Here is a 17,569-nt window from a genome sequence, read left to right as displayed (position 1 = left end):
TCCCTGGGTCAGCTTTCGAGATAGCGGAAGGCTTCGTGCGCGGAGCTGACGCTGCGGCGCAGCGCCTGCTCCAGGTGGTCGGCGTCCTCGGCGAGCCGGTCGATCTCGGTCACGGCCAGGCGGTCGGCCCCGGCCTCGGCCAGCAGTTCCTCGTAGCGGGGCAGCAGTGCCCGCAGATCCTCGATCTGGCTGCGGGCGTGGTAGGCGCGTTCGGCCTCGGCGACGTGCTCGGCGTAGCGCTCCAGGGCCTCGACGCGAGCGGCGACGGCGGACTCGCTGGTGTGCAGCGCGCGTTCCAGCGGTTCGACGACGGCCTCGACCTCGGGGGCCACTCCCCTCGCCATCAGATCGTGGTGCTCTGAGCGCAGGCGGGAGAGCTTGGCCAGCAGGGTGGCGATCTCCCACTCCTGGGCGGGCAGCAGGATCGCGTTGCGGGCGTCGTCGAGGAGTCCTTCCGCGTTGACGTGCGAGCGCAGTACGCTGCCGATCGCCTCCTGTGTACGGCGCAACAGGGCCGAAGCCCGCTCGTCGTAGTCCTCCGGCAGCAGGTAGCGGCCGCCGTACAGGCGGGCCTGCTCCACGACGCGCCGCTCGTGGGCGTGATTGTCCTCGGTGGGCTCGTCCTCCGCCGAGACCTTCACCAGCACCAGAACGACGAAGGCGCCGAGCACCAGCAGGCCCACCGGGCCGAGGGGGGTGTCGAGCAGCACTCCGGCCAGGGCGATCACCAGCGGGGTGGCGAAGAGCAGCATCAGCCCGGGTGGCCCGGCGCGTCTCGGCCCCGAGGGTTCGGCGGGCGGGCGCCAGCCCTGTCTGATCCGGGACAGAAGATGGGGGTGCGCACGTAAGAGCGCGGCGGTCTCTGAGGCTACGGTCGGATCGACTACCACACGCGCTCTCTGTCCCGGCAACTGGCGCCCCCAACGCTGGTTCTGCCCGAATACTACGGCGATTTCCGGAATCGTGGCAGGGTTCCATGCAAGCCCAGCGCCGCCGCGACACACGCCACGGGTATGGCGGGCAGCGCGTAACGGTGGTCGAAATCGAGCGCCGCGACCGGTGCGACGAGCAGGAAGACCGCCGCCGCCCAGGGCAGCAGCGCCGCCCGGTTGCCGCGTGCCAGCCCGCCGAGCCCGGCCAGCAGCACCGCCGCGAACAGCGGACCGCCGTGCAGCAGCCACGGGTAGCGGTAGAGGTCGAGGACGCTCGCGAACGGCTCGACCGACCGCATGGCCCTGATGTCCGGGTCGTACTCCGCGCGTACCTTGCGCACCAGCGGCTGGTCCTCCGGCAGGCCGCCGCCGGCCCGGTGGAAGACGCCGTCCGGCACGCCGACGCGCTTGGGGTGGGCGATCGGCGTGAAGGCGAAGGCGAGGGAGGTTTCCTTGACGACCGCGCCGAGGTAGTCGAGAGGCTGGGCGAGGATCGCCCGCACGGCGAAGCGCCGGGCCCGGTCGTTGTGCGCGAAGCGGTCGCCGAGAAGGTTCAGCGAGGCCTTGGCGTCCCAGACGTACTCGGAGGCGGCGTCGAGTTTCACGTCGTTGGGGCACAGCGGGGCGAGGTCCGGCGGCGGGGCGATGCGCGCGCAGTCGGCGAAGGTCATCGTCCTGGCCCACAGCGCCACCCCGTCGGAGCCGCTGAGCGCGAACCGGCCGTGGTGCTGGGCGTACCATCCGGCGTACAGGCCGAGGGGGACCAGCCCGGCGACGGCCAGGGCCAGGGTGCGCCGCCACGGTGTACGGCGCAGCAGCAGGTAGAGCACGGCCAGGCCGAGCAGCGGGACGGCCGCCGTACGGGTGAGCCCGGCGAGCGCGAGCAGCACTCCGGCGGCCACGGCGGCGCGGGCCGAGACCTCCTGCCGCCACATCAGCACGGTCAGGCCCGCCACGACGAGGAGGATCACCTGGGTGTCCGAGAGCACCGCGTGCTCCAGGCGCAGGAACCCGGTGTCGAACAGCACGGGCGCGGCGGCCAGCGTCGCCCCCCAGCCTGGCAGTCCCCGCCTGCGCAGCAGCAGGTAGATCAGGACGGCGACGCCGAGCCCCATCAGGTGCTGGACGGCGGCGATCACCCCCATGCTCTCGAAGGGCCGCAGCAGCCACAGCATCCACGAGTACCCGGCCGGGTGGAAGGCCCCCTGGGGGCGCATGTTCACGGCGGTGTCGAGGTAGGTGAACGAGTCGTACCAGTAGAGCCGCGCGGTGTCGTAGCCCAGCATGACGAGCACGCGCAGCGCGGCCCCGGCCGTCAGGACGGCGAGGAACAACGTGTGCCCCCGCGTTGCTGCAACGGGTGGGCGCCGGACGACCGAAACAGACATTCTCTCTCCCTGTCAAAGGGACAGAGAGTGGCCGCCGGGCCATAACCTGGGCGTTTCCCGATCTGGTTACGCCCGCGTTATGCGGGTGCCGGAACAATCCTGCTGGTTTCGGCGGAGGGAGCACGGTGCGGGTACTGGTGGCCGAGGACGAGCGCATGCTCGCCGACTCGATCGTCGAGGGGTTGCGGGCGGAGGCGCTGGCCGTCGACGTCGCCTACGACGGCGAGGCCGCGCTGGAGCGGCTGTCGGTCAACGACTACGACGTGCTGATCCTCGACCGCGACATGCCAGGGGTCCACGGCGACGAGGTCTGCGCGCGGGTGGTCGAGCAGGGGGCGCTGGTGCGCATCCTGATGCTCACGGCGGCCTCCGACATCCGGTCGCGGGTGAGCGGGCTGTCGCTGGGCGCCGACGACTACCTGCCGAAGCCGTTCGCCTTCGAGGAACTCCTCGCCCGGGTGCACGCGCTCGGGCGGCGGTCCCGGCCCGCCGATCCGCCGATGCTGGAGCGCGCGGGGATCCGGCTCGACTGGGCGCACCGGCAGGTCTTCAGGGGCGGGCGGTATGTTCCCCTGGCCCGTAAGGAGTTCGGGGTCCTGGCAGAATTGCTGCGGGCGCGCGGCGCGGTCGTCTCGGCCGAGCAACTGCTGGAGAAGGTGTGGGACGAGCACATCGACCCCTTCACCAACACCGTGCGCACCACCGTGATGAAGCTGCGCAAGAAACTGGGCGAACCACAGGTGATCGAGACCGTACCCGGATCGGGTTATCGCATTCCATGAGCATCCGCATGCGCTTCGCGATCGCGAGCGCCGTCGTCTTCCTCGTGCTGTCGTCGCTGGTGCTGCTGGCGGCCTACCTCATCGTCCAGCAGAGCCTCGGGTATCGCACAGGGCTGATCACGCCCGACTACATGGACCTGCGCTCCTCCTTCCGCCCCTACAACTGGCCGGACGTGGTACGCGTCGAGCGATTCACCTGGCAGTACGAGGCCACCCGCTCCCGCGTGCTGGACGTTCGGACCGTCTACGAGCGCGACACTCTCGCCAACCTCCGCAACCTCGGTGCCCTGGCCGTGCTGCTGGGCACCGCGGGAGCCTTCGGCGTGGGCTACCGGGCGGCCGGCTGGGTCGTGCGGCCGCTCGGCCGGGTGACCGAGACCGCGCGCCGGGTGGCGCAGAGCCACAACCTGTCCGAGCGCATCGAACACAAGGGCCCGCGCGACGAGGTCGGCGAACTCGCCGAGACCTACGACGTCATGCTGGGCCGCCTGGCCCGCGCCTTCGACGGCCAGCGCCGCTTCGTCGCCAACGCCTCCCACGAGCTGCGCACCCCGCTGACGATCAACCGGACGCTCGTGGACGTCGCGGTGCGGCGGCCCGACGCCACCGAGGACGTCAAGCGGCTCGGCGAGTCGCTGCTGCTGGTCAACGCCAGGAACGAGCGGCTCATCGACGGCCTGCTGGCGCTGGCCGAGGGTGAGCAGGCGGTGCTCGACCGGCGCGGCTTCGACCTCGCCGACGTCGCCGAGCACGTGCTCGACCAGGCCTCGGACGAGGCGGTCAAGAGCGAGGTGACCATTCACCGGCTGCTCGACACGGCCCCCACCACGGGCGAGCCGGTGCTGGTGGAACGGCTGGTGCAGAACCTCGTCGAGAACGCCGTCCGGCACAACCACCCGCTCGGCGAGGTCTGGGTGACCACTCGCCAGCGGGCGGGGGTGGCCGAGCTGGTGGTGGCCAACTCCGGGCTGCCCGTGCCCGCGTACGAGCTGGAGTCGATCTTCGAGCCGTTCCGCCGCCTGCACGGCGACCGGCTGCGCTCCGACCGGGGCAGCGGTCTGGGGCTGTCGATCGTCCGGGTCATCGCCGACGCGCACGGCGGCGTCGTCACCGCCCGCCCGCGCGACGAGGGCGGGCTGACGATCAGCGTGGAACTTCCCGGGGAGCAGACTCCCTCCGACCGAACGTGAGCCGCCGCGAGCGCGTGACCGCCACGCCGCCCAGGCACAGCAGCCCGCCGGCGAAGGTGAGCCAGCCGGGCACCTCGCCGAGCACCGCCCAGGACATGAGCACGGTCAGGGCGGGCACCAGGTAGCTGCTGGCGCCGAGGGTGCCCGCCGGAGTGCGGGCCAGCGCGTACGCCCAGGCGGTGAAGGCCAGGGCGGTCGGGAAGACGCCGAGGTAGACGACGTTCAGCGTCGCCGTGAGCGGGGCCTTCGCCAGTTGCTCGACGAGCTGGCCGGCGAACGGCAGGCAGGCGACGGTGCCGACGAGGCAACCGTACGCGGTGACCTGGAGGGCGGAGGCGTGCTGGAGTGCGGGCTTCTGCGCGAGCGTGGCGACGGCCCAGGAGACGGCCGCGAGCACGCAGAGCAGGACGCCCGCCAGGGAGGCGCTGCCGTGGCCGGACATCGACAGGCCGACGACGGCGGCGCCCGTGAAGGAGATCACCACGCCCGCGACCAGCCGACGCGGGAAGCCCTCCTTGAGGATCCAGCCGCCGAGGACCGCGATCAGCACCGGGCCCAGGCCCAGGATCAGGGAGGCGGTTCCGGCGTCGACGGCCTGCTCCCCCGCGTTGAGCGCGACCGTGTACACGCCGAACCACAGGATGCCGGAGATGAGGATCCCGGGCCAGGCCGCGCGCGGCGGCAGGCCCTCGCGGCGAATCAGCAGTATGGCGACCAGGACGAGGGAGCCGGACAGCAGGCGACCGAGCGCGAGCGCGCCCGGCGAGTAGTCCTGGACGGCCACGCGGATCGCCACGAAGGCCGACGCCCACAGCACGAAGGTGGCGACGGCGGCCACCAGCGCCTTGCTGTCGGGGCGCTGCTGGGGGGTTTGTTCCATGCCGGAACTGTACTTTACGGACGTTTCGCCGCCCTAGCGGTCGTCGTCTCGGATGTGCGCGGTAGAGTCGCCTCTCGATGACTGACACGCACGCGATCACGCTCACGACCGGTGGCCTCCTCGGTGAGGCCTACTCGTGTGCGTGCGGGGCCGCGTTCACCGAGCGGACGGCCGCCGAGCTGCACGCGATGGAGACCAACCGGTGCACGAGCTGCCTCGGCACCGGGTCGGAAGAACTCGCGCCGGGTCTGGAACGCGGCTGCTCCACCTGCGCGGGCACCGGCGGGCGCAAGGAGCAGATCGTGTGGCAGCTCGCGCACACCGAGGCCGAGCAGCTGATCACGCTGGCGACGGTGCGGTCGGTGGTGGCCGGGTTCGACGGGCCGTTCCGGCTGTCGGAGATCGCCGACCTCGTCCGCGACGGGTTGCGACTGCCCGCAGGACGGCTCCCGGTGGGGCCCCGGGTGCGCGACCTGCTGCTGGAGTTGCAGGCGGCGGGCGAGATCGCCATGGTGTCCGCCCCCGACGAGCTGATCGACGGCACGGAGGTCGTCCTCTACCGCGATCCGGCCTGGCAGCGGGCCCGCACCCTCGGTCTCTGACCGGTCAGGCGCGGCAGACGATCTCGCCGTGCAGGATCGACATCCAGCCGTCCTCCGCCTCGGCCCATTGCCGCCAGGCGTCCGCGATGCGCCGCAAGCCGGCCTCGGTGGCCAGGCCCGTCGAGAGCGCCTGCGCGGCCATCGCCGAGGCGGTCACCCGGTCCGCCCACATCCCGCCCCACCAGGCGCGGTCGGCGGGCGAGGAGAAACACCAGGTGGACGAGGTGGCCGCGATGCCGGTGAAGCCCGCCCGGCGGGCCCATGACAGCAGCCGCCGTCCGGCGTCGGGCTCGCCGCCGTTGGCACGGGCAGCCTTCTGGTAGAGCGCCATCCACTCATCCAGCGCGGGCAGGCGCGGGTACCAGGCGAAGGCGGCGTAGTCGCTCTCGCGGGCCGCGACGTGCCCGCCGGGCCGGGTGACGCGCCGCATCTCGCGCAACGCCGCCACGGGGTCGCCGACATGCTGGAGCACCTGGTGGACGTGCGTGACGGAGAAGACCCCGTCGGGGTACGGCAGCGCGTGGACGTCCGCCACCGCGAACTCGACGTTGCCGAGGCCGCGCCCGGCCACCTCCGCCCGCGTCAGCTCCAGGGCTTCGGCGCTCACCTCGGTGGCGGTCACGCGGGCGACCCGGGTGGCGAGGTCGGCGGTGATCGTGCCGGGTCCGGCGCCGATGTCGAGCAGTTCCGTGTCCGGCCGCAGGTGCGGCAGCAGGTAGGCGGCGGAGTTCTCGGCGGTGCGCCAGCGGTGGGAGCGGAGAACGGACTCGTGGTGTCCGTGCGTGTAAACGGCACTCATGGCGCGAGCCTAGCTGAAGTCTCACTATTCAAGAGGATATGTCTTATATTTCAAGACGTGATGTCGCGTACACTTGTTGCGAACTGTTCGCACCTGGGGAAGGCACTGCTGTGGGTGAGGTCCATCCGATCGTGTACGTCGGCGATCCGGTGCTGCACACGCCCTGCGAACCGGTCACCCGGTTCGACGGATCGCTCGCGACCCTGGTCGACGACATGTTCGCCAGCATGTACGCCGCCAAGGGGGTCGGCCTGGCCGCCAACCAGATCGGCGTGGCGCTGCGCGTGTTCGTCTACGACTGCCCCGATGCCGACGGCGTCGGGCACGTGGGCGTCGTCGTCAACCCCACCCTCGACCTGCCACCCGTGGGGCAGCGCAGCCTCGACCCCGGCGAGGAGGGCTGCCTGTCGGTGCCCGGCCAGTACGCGCCGCTGCCCAGGGCCGACTTCGCCCGGGTGCACGGCTACGACGCCCAGGGCGAGCCGATCACCGTCGAGGGCACCGGCCTGCTGGCGCGCTGCCTCCAGCACGAGACCGACCACGTCGACGGGTACCTGTACATCGACCGCCTCCCGGCCAAGAAGCGCAAGCAGGTGCTCAGGGCGTACGAGGAGTCTCTGACCTCGGGGTCCTGACCTTCACCCGCGCCCGAGGGCGAAGCGGGGCGGCCGCCGTCGGCCGGGCACAGGAAGGACGACGCCGGATCTCGCCTCGCCGCGATCTGCCGGGGGGCGGCCGGGCTCGGGAAGCCGACGCGGGGTGGCCGGCGTCGACCGGAGCTGGGGAAGCGGCGGGCTTCGGCTGGTTCGCGGCTCTTTGCCCGGGTTTCAGGCGAGGGCTGCGGCGATCCAGTGGTCGGCGGTGCGGGCGAGCGCCGCCTGGGCGTACAACTCGGTGGAGTGCCCGGTGCCGGGGACGACGCGCACGTCCAGTCCGCGCAGCCGCCCCGCCAGCCGGAAGCTGTGACCGGGCGGCACGAAGTCGCCCACCGAGTGAAACAGCAGGGCGGGCGCGTCGCCGGGTCCGGCGTGCTCGGCGACCTCCATGCTCGACCACACCGCCGGGCAGCGCGCCGGACCGCATCCGGCCAGCGCCACCGCCGAGCGGCTCAGCCGCTGCTCCTGCACGCCGTCCCGGCCGTGCGCGTGGGCGAGCTTGGGTGAGACGACCGGCGAGAACCCCACCACCCCGCGCAGCCCGTACGGTCTGCCGCCCATGACCCCCACGGACGCCGCCAGGTGCCCGCCCGCCGAGAAGCCGACGATGACGTACCTGTCGCGGTCGAAACGGTAGCGGGCCGCGTTGCGGCGGGCGTACGCGATGGCGGCCACCACGTCGTCGCGCTGCGCGGGCCAGGTGGCGGCGCCGGTCAGCCGGTAGTTGAGGTTGAAGACGGCGTAGCCCTGCCGGGCGAAGTGCTGGGCCACCGGCGCGAACGTCTTCTTGTCGCCCGCCGACCACCATCCGCCGTGCACGACGAACACCCCGGGCCGCGACGTCGCCGCCCCGGGGATGACGTCCATCTGCTGGACGCCTCCGGCACCGTACCCGACGGTGACCGCCGCCCGTCTCCGCACCGCCGCCCGCTCCTGCGCCGTCATCCGCCCCTGTGCCGTCGCCCGCCGTACCGCCGCCTGGGGGACGGCCCGCGCGGCCGACGCCTTGAGGTCCCCGGCAGCCGGGGACCCGGGAACCGACGACCCGAGCGGCACCGCAGTCCGCCCCCGAGCCACGCCCCGGGCCCCGCCCATGCTCTGAGCCTCGGCCGAACCCTGTGACCTGGCCGCGCCCTGTGACCCGGCTGTGCTCTGCGGCCCGGCTGTGCTCTGCGGTCCGGCTGTGCGGTGGGTTCGGGCTGCCGGCGGGAGCGACTTCACCGCGCCGACCGGGGTCAGGGATTTCGGCCGGAAGAAGACGGACAGGTCGGGGATGACGGCAGGGGCCGGAAGCAGGGTGGGGCCAGGATGCCGGGCGGCGACCGGGGACCGGGCAGGGGCCTCGATCCGGGCAGGGGTATCGACCCGGGCAGGGGTATCGACCCGGGCGGGGGTATCGACCCGGGCGGGGGCGGGGAGCCCGGCGAGGGGTCTGAAGTCGGGCGGGAGCCGGGGAAGAGCGGGCAGCCGGGCGGGTGGATGCTGCCGCACCGGTCCCCCGGGAGGGGAGGGTGTGGCGGAGGCCGCAGGTGTGAGGCTGATCATCGTCGCCAGCGCCAGGGGAGCCACCAGAATGACCTTCACGCCACCCCAGGTCCCCCACCGGCCCCAGGGCCGACGCCTGCGTACGCCCTGCCATGCGGTCAATCGGTAGGCGTGGAGCGCCAAGCGGTCACGTCGGCCCGTCCCGGCGGCGCCAACCGAGGGGCCGTGTCGGCGCCCGTCTCGGCGCCCGTCTCGGCGGCTCACAGGGCGGCGTCACGGCGGGCTGCCGTCGGGAGGAGGGGCGCTTTGGAGGCCGGCGGCCGGGGGCGGCGGGAGGCGGGTGGGGGCGGCTGGGCCGTGACGGCGAAGGACCTCAGGAAAGACGGCGGCCGCCCTCAGGGAGACTGCGCCCGCCGTGACAAAGAGGGGCCCTAAGGATGGCGACGGCGCGTTCGGAGAAACCCGCGCAGACAGAAAGCGTATGGAAAGTGGGGAAATGTGTATGGCGTGAAGCTTTGCGAGGTGGTGGGCATTTCAGGTCGTACATCCGGTAATGGGCCCTGCGGAAGAGGAGGCAGCGCCCATGACCGATATGTCACCATTCTTCGGCGGAGACCCGTTCCGTGGTTTCGAGGAGCTCACCGGCCGTGTGTTCGGCGGTCGCGATCCCTGGCCGCCCAGCCGCCCCAGCGTCCAGCGGGTGGACGTCGGCAAGCTGCTCAGCCAGTCCTCCCGCGAGCTGCTGTCCGCCGCCCTGGCGGGCGCGGCCGAGCGCGGCGCCGCCGACCTCGACGTCCTCGACCTGCTCGACGCCGCCACCCGTATCGATCCCGGCCGCACCCTCCTGCGCACCTCCGGCGTGGACACCGACCGCCTCCACACCCGCATCTCCGACCTCACCTCGGGCGGCGCCCCCTCCGAGGAGCCGCCGTCCACGCTGTCCCCCGCCACCAAGCGGGCCGTCCTCGACGCCCAGCGCATCGCCCGCGCCCTCGGCTCGTCGTACATCGGCCCCGAGCACCTGCTGCTGGCTCTGGCCGCCAACCCCGACTCCAGCGCCTCCAGAGTCCTCGCCGAGCAGGGCGTCTCGGCCAACGAACTGCAGCAGGCCCTCGCCTCCGGCGCCGCCCGCCAGGGCCGGGGCGCAGAGCAGGCCCAGGGGGCGACGCAGGCGCTCGACGAGTACGGCCGGGACCTGACCGAGGAGGCCAGGCAGGGGCGCGTGGACCCGGTCGTCGGCCGCGAGGACGAGATCGAGCAGGCCATCGAGGTGCTCTCGCGCCGCACCAAGAACAACCCGGTGCTCATCGGCGAGCCCGGCGTCGGCAAAACCGCCATCGTGGAGGGCATCGCCCAGCGCATCGTGAACGGCAGCGTCCCCGACACGCTGAAGGACCGGCGGGTGATCGCCCTCGACCTGACCGGGATGGTGGCGGGGACGAAGTACCGGGGCGAGTTCGAGGAGCGCATCAAGAAGGTCATCGACGAGGTCGTCGCCAACTCCGAGAAGATCATCGTGTTCATCGACGAGGTGCACAACCTGGTCGGCGCCGGCTCGGCCGAGGGCGGCATGGACGCGGCCAACATCCTCAAGCCCGCCCTGGCGCGCGGCGAGCTGCACGTCATCGCCGCGACGACCATCGACGAGTACCGCAAGCACATCGAGAAGGACGCCGCGCTCGAACGCCGCCTTCAGCCGATCCTCGTCTCCGAGCCGACGGTGGAGCAGACGGTGGAGATCCTCGCCGGCCTGCGCGACGCCTACGAGGCCCACCACCAGGTACGGCTGACCGACGAATCCCTCGACGCCGCCGCGAACCTGTCGGACCGCTACATCTCCGACCGCTTCCTGCCGGACAAGGCGATCGACCTGATGGACCAGGCCGCAGCCCGGGTACGGCTGCGCTCACGCACCCCCGGCGCGGACGTGCGCGAGCTGGAGGAACGGCTCGGCTCCCTGCGCAGGGAGAAGGACCAGGCGATCTCCTCCGACGACTTCGACCGGGCCAAGGAGCTGACCCGCGAGATCGACAAACTCCGCCCGGAGCTGGAGAACGCGCGCCACGGGCACGAGGCGGTGCCGGACGTGACCGTCGAGGACATCGCCCAGGTGGTCTCCCGCCGAACGGGGATCCCGGTGACGCAGCTGACCGAGCAGGAGCGCGACCGGCTGATGCGCCTGGAGGAGCACCTGCACCGGCGGGTGGTCGGGCAGGACGAGGCGGTGGTCGCGGTGGCCGAGGCGGTGCGCAGGGCGCGCGCGGGCCTGTCGGACCCGAACCGGCCGATCGGCAGCTTCCTGTTCCTCGGCCCGACGGGCGTCGGCAAGACGGAGCTCGCGCGGGCGCTGGCCGAGGCGCTGTTCGGCGGCGCCGACCACATGGTGCGCGCCGACATGAGCGAGTACCAGGAGAAGCACACGGTCTCGCGGCTCATCGGCGCCCCTCCCGGCTACGTCGGCTACGAAGAGGCGGGCCAGCTGACCGAGGCCGTACGGCGCCGCCCGCACAGCGTGGTGCTGCTCGACGAGATCGAGAAGGCGCATCCGGACGTGATGAACATCCTGCTGCAGATGCTGGACGACGGGCGGCTGACCGACGGGCAGGGCCGTACGGTCGACTTCACGAACACCATCGTGATCATGACGAGCAACATCGGCGCCCAGCTCATCCTGGACGCGCCGGACCCGGACTCCGAGGGCGCGCACGAGCAGCTGATGCAGTTGCTGCGCCACTCGCTGCGGCCCGAGCTGCTCAACCGCATCGACGAGACGATCGTGTTCAAGCGGCTGGAGAAGCACGAGTTGCGCCAGATCGTGGACCTGCTGCTGGAGCGGACCAGGCAGCGGCTGCGCGGGCAGGACATCGCGCTGGAGGTCTCCGACGCGGCCAAGGACTGGCTGGCCGAGCGCGGTTACCAGCCGGAGTTCGGTGCGCGGCCGCTGCGCCGCACGGTGCAGCGGGAGCTGGACAACCGGTTGTCGACCATGGTCCTCACCGGCGAGGTGGGCGAGGGCGGCACGGTCCGCGTGGACGCCGGGGACGGCAACCGCCTTTCGCTGGTGGCCTCGACGCCGGAGCCGGTCGCGGGATGACATCCCGTCACCGATGAATGGGTGACCGCCGCGAATCTGGTAGTTATGGCGGAATGCGAATGAAGCCGTGGGTCGCCGTGGCGGCGGCCGTACCCCTCGCGACGGGATGCGCCGTGAGCGAACCGCCGAGGACGCCCGCCGCCGAGCCGCCGCCTCCGTCGAGCACACAGGCCCGGGACGCCGGAGGCGCGCTGGACCGGCCCCGCGCGGCGCGGCCCCCGGCGGTGCCCCCTGGAACCACGGCGGGCTACGTGGTCTTCGACCGGGTGTCGGGGAAGATCGTCGCGCACCGGAACGCGCGCAGGAAGTTCCGCTCGGCGTCCGTCGTCAAGATCCTCATCGCCCTCGACCTCCTGAACAGGACCAAGACCCTGTCCGCCGAGGACGCCCGGCTGCTGAAGGTGATGCTGCGCTCCAGCGACGACGACGCCGCCACGAACCTGTGGAACCGGGGCGGCAAGGGCGCCATCGTCACCCGGATGGCGCGCGAGCTGCGTCTGAGGGAGACCACTCCGCCGCCTGCCTCCAAGCCGGGTTTCTGGGGGTATGTCTCCCTCAGCGCGTACGACGTCGTCACGACCTACCGCCACCTGCTCGATCGCGCCGACCCTCGCGCCCGCGACCTGGTCCTCGGCCACCTGCGCAAGGCGACAAGGTGCGGCACCGACGGCTTCGACCAGTCGTTCGGCATCCCGGCGGCGGTGCCGCGCCCCTGGGCGGTCAAGCAGGGCTGGTCCGGGTTCGGACTGACGCCGCCGGTCAGGTGCGGCGGCGACGTCTCGGCGGGCGGCGGCGCGATCTCGCAGGTCGCCTTCGCCGCGTCGGGCACCGGCGTGCCCGACTACGGCAGGCCGGTGCTCCACACGACGGGCCTGGTCGGCAAGGACGAGCGGTACGCCGTCGCGTTGCTGACCGCGCACCCGGCCGGCGGGTCGTGGAACGCCTCCGTCAAAAGGGTCACCACGCTCGCCCGCGACCTGTACCGCGCGCTGCCGTAGCCGTTCAGTCCTGCTCGGGCCGCCACATCGTCCAGAACACGGTGCCGTCCGGCATGGTGAACCGGCCGCGGTCGCGGTAGCCGTGCCTGGCGTACAGGGCGCGCGCCTTGGGGTTGCCGGTCTCCAGGTAGGCGGCCGTACCGCTGATCAGCGCGTGGTGGTGGTCGAGCAGCATGCTGCCGAGGCCCTGCCCCTGCTCCTCGGGATGCACCGCGAGCAGGGCCAGGTGATGGTGCGGCTCGTCGGGGTGGTGGGCCTCGAAGTTGGCGTCCAGGACCCGGAACCGCTCGACGGCCTCGCCGGTCGCGGCGGCCAGCCGCGCGTCGTAGTCGGCGGGCTCGGGCAGGGGTCCGGTACGCGGGAACCACACGGCCGCCGCCCGTCCCCCGGCCACCGCCTCCACGCTGCCGTGCGCGATCGCGTGCTCGACGATGATGCGGAACTGCCCCGCCATGACCTGCTGTCTGACGGCGGTGTCCGGGACCAGGTACGGCGAGATCTCGTTGTCGAAGAAAGCGGTCGCGACCAGGTCGGCGACCTCTTCCACCTCATCGGGGCCCGCCTGGCGGATCTCTGTCATCATGTCCCCTCGCGTGCCGTGGCCGCCTTGGCGCCCATACCGACCAGTGCGTACACCGACGGCTGCCGGGCGCGCAGAACCAGTGCCCAGGCCACCCCCAGCACAGCGGCCGTCACATACACCAACGGCAGCAGCCATGCCAGCACATTTCCTGGCTCAACGCCCAACAGTACCCCGAAGTTGGTCACTCCCATCACCACCATCACGCCCAGCGCGAGCGCAGCGGGAACGGGCGCCACCACCCTTCTGAGCACGCTCTCTCCGGAGGGCTCGCGGAAGAAGAACACGATGACGGCCAGCGAGGTCGCGAACACCAGCACCAGGACGCCGAAGCCGCCGAACGCGCCCACGTAGAAGAACAGGTGGACCAGCGGGTCGAGGCCGAACACCGCGTACACGACGATCACCAGCAGGCCGAGCGCGCTCTGGGCGAGCGATCCGGCGCGGGGGGCGCCGCTGCGCGCGGCGGTGCGGCCGAACACCGAGGGCAGCACCCGCTCGCGGCCGAGCGCGAAGAAGTACCGGGCGGTGGTGTTGTGGAAGGAGATCATCGCGGCGAAGACGCTGGTCACGAACAGGACCCGGGCGATGTCCACCACCACGCCGCCGAGGTGGGCGGTGGCGAGCGCGAAGATGGTCTCCGCCTGGTCGCGCCGGGCGGTCGCGACGATGTCGCCGGTGGCGACCGTCATCGCCAGCGCCGACAGCGCGTACAGGCCCGCGATGATCGCGACCGAGGAGTAGGTGGCGATCGGCACCGTACGCCGGGGGTCCTTGCTCTCCTCCGAGAAGACCACCGCGGACTCGAAGCCGACGAACCCCAGCGTGGAGATGATGATCATCGCGCCCACGCCCGGCGCGACGAGCGCCGCCGGTGAGAACGCCTCCGCCGCCAGGTTGCCGGGGGCGGGGTTGAGCAGCCCGGCGACGTCGAACAGCAGGATGACGGCGACCTCGGCGGTGAGCAGGACGGCCAGCAGGCGGCCGTTGACGTCCACGCGCGCCATGCCGAGCATCGCCACCAGCGCCCACGTGACGAGCGAGAGCGCCCACCACGGTGGGCTGATGCCCAGCCAGCGTTCGGCGAGCGGCACCGCCGCGGCACCGAACGCGCCGTACAGGCCGACCTGGAGCGCGTTGTAGGCGACCAGCGCGACCCAGGCGGCACCGACGCCCGCCGGACGGCCGAGGCCCCGGCTGACGTAGGTGTAGAACGCGCCCGCGTTGGCCATGTGCCTGGCCATCGCGACATATCCGACGGAGAAGAGTGCGAGCACGGCGCCGACGGCGACGAAGCCGATCGGTAGCCCGGTGATGCCGGTGACGGCGTACGCGGTGGTGAGGACGCCCGCGACCACGGTGAGCGGCGCCGCGGCCGACAGCACGAAGTAGACGACCGAGGGCGCGCCCAGGCGGTCGGCGGCGAGCGCGCTGGCGACCGGATCCGGCCTGCGGCCGGTCAGGGGGACGGTCATGGCGTTCCTTTCGAGGGGGGTGTCAGGCCTTTCGAGGAGTTCTCAGGTGCGGTAGGTGAGGACGGCGTCCCCCGTCGCCGCCTCGACGTGCCGGGCCAGGTCGGCGATGGGCTGCGGGAGCGCGGCGAGCACGGCGGTCAGGTGGCGGCGGGCCGCGCGCCGCTCGGCGGGGTCCTGCACGACGACCGCGGTCATGCCGCAGGCCTCGACGAACGCGACGAGCGCCATGTCGTCGGGGGTGAGCGGCTGCCATCGGGTCAGCGCCATGTGCAACCGGGTTCTGGGCCAGGCGGCCGCACCGGAATCGGTGGCGTGAAATCGGCTCTGCTGGCGTTTGAAGAACTTCGGTTCTTCGCGGGTCAGCAATCCGGCCAGGACCATTCTCCCGCCCACCTCGGCGACCGCGCGGCGGGCGAGGTAAACCAGCCAGGTACGTACGTCGGAGTGCTGCGGCAGCCCGCGCATTTCGGCCAGGATTCGGCTCGTGGCCTCTTCTGCGGCCGGAGTTCCGTCGCGGACGCCGAGGGTGGAGCCTCGGACGGCGACGCACCCGGCGATCACCAGCTCGGCGATCAGGGCACCGGCCAGCCCCAGCTCGATGCCCTGAAGATGCATGCGGGGCTTGCCCGATGCGGTGGTATCCCAGCCGATCAGGAAGAGCTCATCGGCTAACACCCGCAGTTCTCCGCCCTTTGGGATGACCACTATTCGGACATGACCAGCTGATCGGCTAGAGCGAAATTTCTACCAGAAAGCTGATCGTCGTGGGAAGTCCCACTTATCAAAGATTCAGCTTTTTCGAATAATATTTCATAGACGATGGATATTTGCGGAGCAAACCTTCTTCGCCGCAACCATCCATCACCCGACCCCCTCCGAACTCCAGGCCGACTACGGAGCGTAGCGTCATGGATGCGGGGAATACCTCGCCGAACCACCAGCTTCTGACCATGCGTAGTCCCGGCAAAGGAGCCTGAACATGGATTTGGCAGACATCGGCGTCACCGGCCTGGCCACTATGGGTCGTAATCTCGCCCGCAACCTGGCCAGGCACGGCCACGCCGTGGCCGTGCACAACCGGAGCGCCGGGCGCACGGACGACCTCGTGCGGGAGTTCGGTGGCGAGGGGACCTTCCTGCCATCGCATGAGACCGCCGCCTTCGTCGCCTCCCTGAAGCGGCCCCGCCGCGCGATCATCATGGTGAAGGCGGGCGCCGCCACCGACGCGGTGATCGAGGAACTGGCCGAGCTGATGGAGCCGGGCGACATGATCGTCGACGGCGGCAACGCCCATTACGCCGACACCCGCAGGCGTGAGGCGGCGCTGCGCGAGCGCGGCATCCACTTCGTCGGCACCGGCATCTCCGGCGGCGAGGAGGGCGCGCTCAACGGGCCGTCCATCATGCCGGGCGGGTCCAAGGAGTCGTGGGAGGCGCTCGGCCCGATCCTCCAGGACATCGCGGCTAAGGTGGACGGCGTGCCCTGTGCGGTCCACGTGGGCCCGGACGGCGCCGGGCACTTCGTGAAGATGGTGCACAACGGCATCGAGTACTCCGACATGCAACTGATCGCCGAGTCGTACGACCTGCTGCGCCAGGCCCTCGGCGTCACCCCCGCCGAACTCGCCCCGATCTTCCGCGAGTGGAACGAGGGCGAGCTCGGCTCCTACCTCATCGAGATCACCGCCGAGGTGCTCGACCACGTGGACGCCGCCACCGGCACGCCGTTCGTGGACGTGGTGGTCGACCAGGCCGAGCAGAAGGGCACCGGACGGTGGACCGTGCAGAGCGCGCTCGACCTGGGCGTGCCCGTCACCGGCATCGCCGAGGCCACCTTCGCCCGCGCGCTGTCCGGCCACCCCGAGCAGCGCGCCGCCGCCGCCCGCGTGCTGGCGGGCCCCTCGGTCTCCGGCGCCAGTGAGCGCTCACTCATCGAGGACGTGCGCCACGCCCTGTACGCCTCCAAGATCGTCGCGTACGCCCAGGGGTTCGACCAGATGGCCGCCGCCTCCCGCGAGTACGACTGGAACCTCGACCTCGGCGCCCTGGCCACCATCTGGCGCGGCGGCTGCATCATCAGGGCCCGCTTCCTCGACCGGATCCGCGCCGCCTACGACGCCGACCCCGATCTGCCCACCCTGCTCGCCGCCCCGGACTTCGCCGAGGCGCTCAACGCGGCACAGGACGCGTGGCGGCGGGTCGTCACCACGGCCGTCGAGATCGGCGTGCCGACGCCGGGCTTCTCCTCCGCGCTCGCCTACTACGACGGGCTGCGGCGCGAGCGGCTGCCCGCCGCGCTGGTGCAGGGGCTGCGCGACTACTTCGGGGCGCACACCTACCACCGGGTCGATCGGGAGGGCTCCTTCCACACGGACTGGTCGGGGGACCGTACGGAGTCGCAGACGTCCTGACGAGAGGCTCGCGATCCTGATGCGGGAGCTCTGGGGGCAGAAACCCATCGCGGGTACGGGCGCCCGCCTCCTCTGGGGTGAACACGCAAGATGACCACCCACGGGCCCCGGGCGCAGGTGTGCCGATCGCCGGTCGGCGCACCGCCCTGACCGGCGATCCCGACGTCGCCGGCCCGAGAGGTGTCCGAGGGCTGAGCACCGGGTAGGCCACCCGACCGGCGACCTCCGCCGCAATGAACAGCCCCGAACCCCTGCCCCGGAACCACGACCCGAGTCATGAACCCGGCCATGCCCAGCG

15 protein-coding genes are annotated in these 17,569 nt (G+C 71.8%); 7 read left to right on the top strand and 8 right to left on the bottom strand.

Annotation, left to right across the window (positions count from 1 at the left end):
* Nucleotides 1-8: 8 nt before the first annotated feature.
* Both ABD120_RS35765 and ABD120_RS35760 read right to left on the bottom strand, forming a co-directional pair.
* On the bottom strand, nt 9-752 hold the full coding sequence (locus ABD120_RS35765; protein WP_343954791.1) for a hypothetical protein: 744 nt from the start codon (nt 750-752) through the stop codon (nt 9-11).
* Nucleotides 753-943: 191 nt separating this feature from the next.
* Nucleotides 944-2,320 carry a hypothetical protein gene (locus ABD120_RS35760; RefSeq protein ID WP_343954790.1) on the bottom strand — a complete coding sequence of 459 codons (1,377 nt, stop codon included), beginning with the start codon at nt 2,318-2,320 and terminating at the stop codon, nt 944-946.
* Between the two features lie 125 nt (nt 2,321-2,445).
* Between ABD120_RS35760 and ABD120_RS35755 the strand changes: the two genes are divergently transcribed.
* Both ABD120_RS35755 and ABD120_RS35750 read left to right on the top strand, forming a co-directional pair.
* On the top strand, nt 2,446-3,102 hold the full coding sequence (locus ABD120_RS35755; RefSeq protein ID WP_343954789.1) for a response regulator transcription factor: 657 nt from the start codon (nt 2,446-2,448) through the stop codon (nt 3,100-3,102).
* Nucleotides 3,099-4,292, top strand: coding sequence for a sensor histidine kinase (locus tag ABD120_RS35750; RefSeq protein WP_343954788.1), 1,194 nt, complete (start codon nt 3,099-3,101; stop codon nt 4,290-4,292). The genes ABD120_RS35755 and ABD120_RS35750 overlap by 4 nt, the downstream gene beginning before the upstream one ends.
* Here ABD120_RS35750 and ABD120_RS35745 read toward each other — a convergent pair.
* Nucleotides 4,246-5,172, bottom strand: coding sequence for a DMT family transporter (locus ABD120_RS35745; protein ID WP_343954787.1), 927 nt, complete (start codon nt 5,170-5,172; stop codon nt 4,246-4,248). The genes ABD120_RS35750 and ABD120_RS35745 overlap by 47 nt on opposite strands.
* A 77-nt stretch (nt 5,173-5,249) precedes the next feature.
* On the opposite strand from ABD120_RS35745, the gene ABD120_RS35740 reads away from it, so the two are divergent.
* Entirely contained in the window at nt 5,250-5,774 is a 525-nt protein-coding gene (locus ABD120_RS35740) for a hypothetical protein (protein ID WP_343954785.1), read from the top strand.
* A gap of 4 nt (nt 5,775-5,778) precedes the next feature.
* Here ABD120_RS35740 and ABD120_RS35735 read toward each other — a convergent pair whose 3' ends face one another.
* Nucleotides 5,779-6,573 (bottom strand): class I SAM-dependent methyltransferase, encoded by a 795-nt coding sequence (locus tag ABD120_RS35735; RefSeq protein WP_343954784.1) that lies wholly within the window; start codon nt 6,571-6,573, stop codon nt 5,779-5,781.
* Nucleotides 6,574-6,683: 110 nt separating this feature from the next.
* Here ABD120_RS35735 and def point away from each other — a divergent pair, with 110 nt between their 5' ends.
* Nucleotides 6,684-7,208 carry a peptide deformylase gene (gene def, locus ABD120_RS35730; protein ID WP_343954783.1) on the top strand — a complete coding sequence of 175 codons (525 nt, stop codon included), beginning with the start codon at nt 6,684-6,686 and terminating at the stop codon, nt 7,206-7,208.
* A 192-nt stretch (nt 7,209-7,400) separates the two neighbouring features.
* Here the strand turns inward: def and ABD120_RS35725 are convergent, their stop codons facing one another.
* The gene (locus ABD120_RS35725; RefSeq protein WP_343954782.1) at nt 7,401-8,324 is read right to left on the bottom strand and encodes an alpha/beta hydrolase; all 924 of its coding nucleotides are present in this window, start codon (nt 8,322-8,324) and stop codon (nt 7,401-7,403) included.
* A 973-nt stretch (nt 8,325-9,297) separates the two neighbouring features.
* On the opposite strand from ABD120_RS35725, the gene ABD120_RS35720 reads away from it, so the two are divergent.
* Both ABD120_RS35720 and ABD120_RS35715 read left to right on the top strand, forming a co-directional pair.
* Nucleotides 9,298-11,808 (top strand): ATP-dependent Clp protease ATP-binding subunit, encoded by a 2,511-nt coding sequence (locus ABD120_RS35720; RefSeq protein ID WP_343954780.1) that lies wholly within the window; start codon nt 9,298-9,300, stop codon nt 11,806-11,808.
* A 59-nt stretch (nt 11,809-11,867) separates the two neighbouring features.
* Nucleotides 11,868-12,806, top strand: coding sequence for a serine hydrolase (locus ABD120_RS35715; protein WP_343954778.1), 939 nt, complete (start codon nt 11,868-11,870; stop codon nt 12,804-12,806).
* Nucleotides 12,807-12,810: 4 nt separating this feature from the next.
* On the opposite strand, the gene ABD120_RS35710 is transcribed toward ABD120_RS35715, so the two are convergent.
* Genes ABD120_RS35710 through ABD120_RS35700 form a run of 3 tightly spaced genes read right to left on the bottom strand, consistent with a single transcriptional unit; the run spans nt 12,811 to nt 15,536 of the window.
* A complete protein-coding gene (locus ABD120_RS35710) occupies nt 12,811-13,389 on the bottom strand; it encodes a GNAT family N-acetyltransferase (protein ID WP_343954776.1) in 579 nt (192 codons plus the stop codon).
* Nucleotides 13,386-14,861, bottom strand: a complete 1,476-nt coding sequence (locus tag ABD120_RS35705) for an APC family permease (RefSeq protein ID WP_343954775.1) — start codon at nt 14,859-14,861, stop codon at nt 13,386-13,388. Before ABD120_RS35705 ends, ABD120_RS35710 begins: the two co-directional genes overlap by 4 nt.
* Nucleotides 14,862-14,903: 42 nt before the next feature.
* On the bottom strand, nt 14,904-15,536 hold the full coding sequence (locus ABD120_RS35700; protein WP_343954774.1) for a GOLPH3/VPS74 family protein: 633 nt from the start codon (nt 15,534-15,536) through the stop codon (nt 14,904-14,906).
* Between the two features lie 304 nt (nt 15,537-15,840).
* On the opposite strand from ABD120_RS35700, the gene gndA reads away from it, so the two are divergent.
* Nucleotides 15,841-17,271, top strand: a complete 1,431-nt coding sequence (gndA, locus tag ABD120_RS35695) for an NADP-dependent phosphogluconate dehydrogenase (RefSeq protein WP_343954773.1) — start codon at nt 15,841-15,843, stop codon at nt 17,269-17,271.
* Nucleotides 17,272-17,569 lie beyond the last annotated feature (298 nt).

This window comes from Nonomuraea longicatena (assembly GCF_039525605.1).
GTDB lineage: Bacteria > Actinomycetota > Actinomycetes > Streptosporangiales > Streptosporangiaceae > Nonomuraea > Nonomuraea longicatena.
This window is presented reverse-complemented; position numbering and strand designations above follow the sequence as displayed.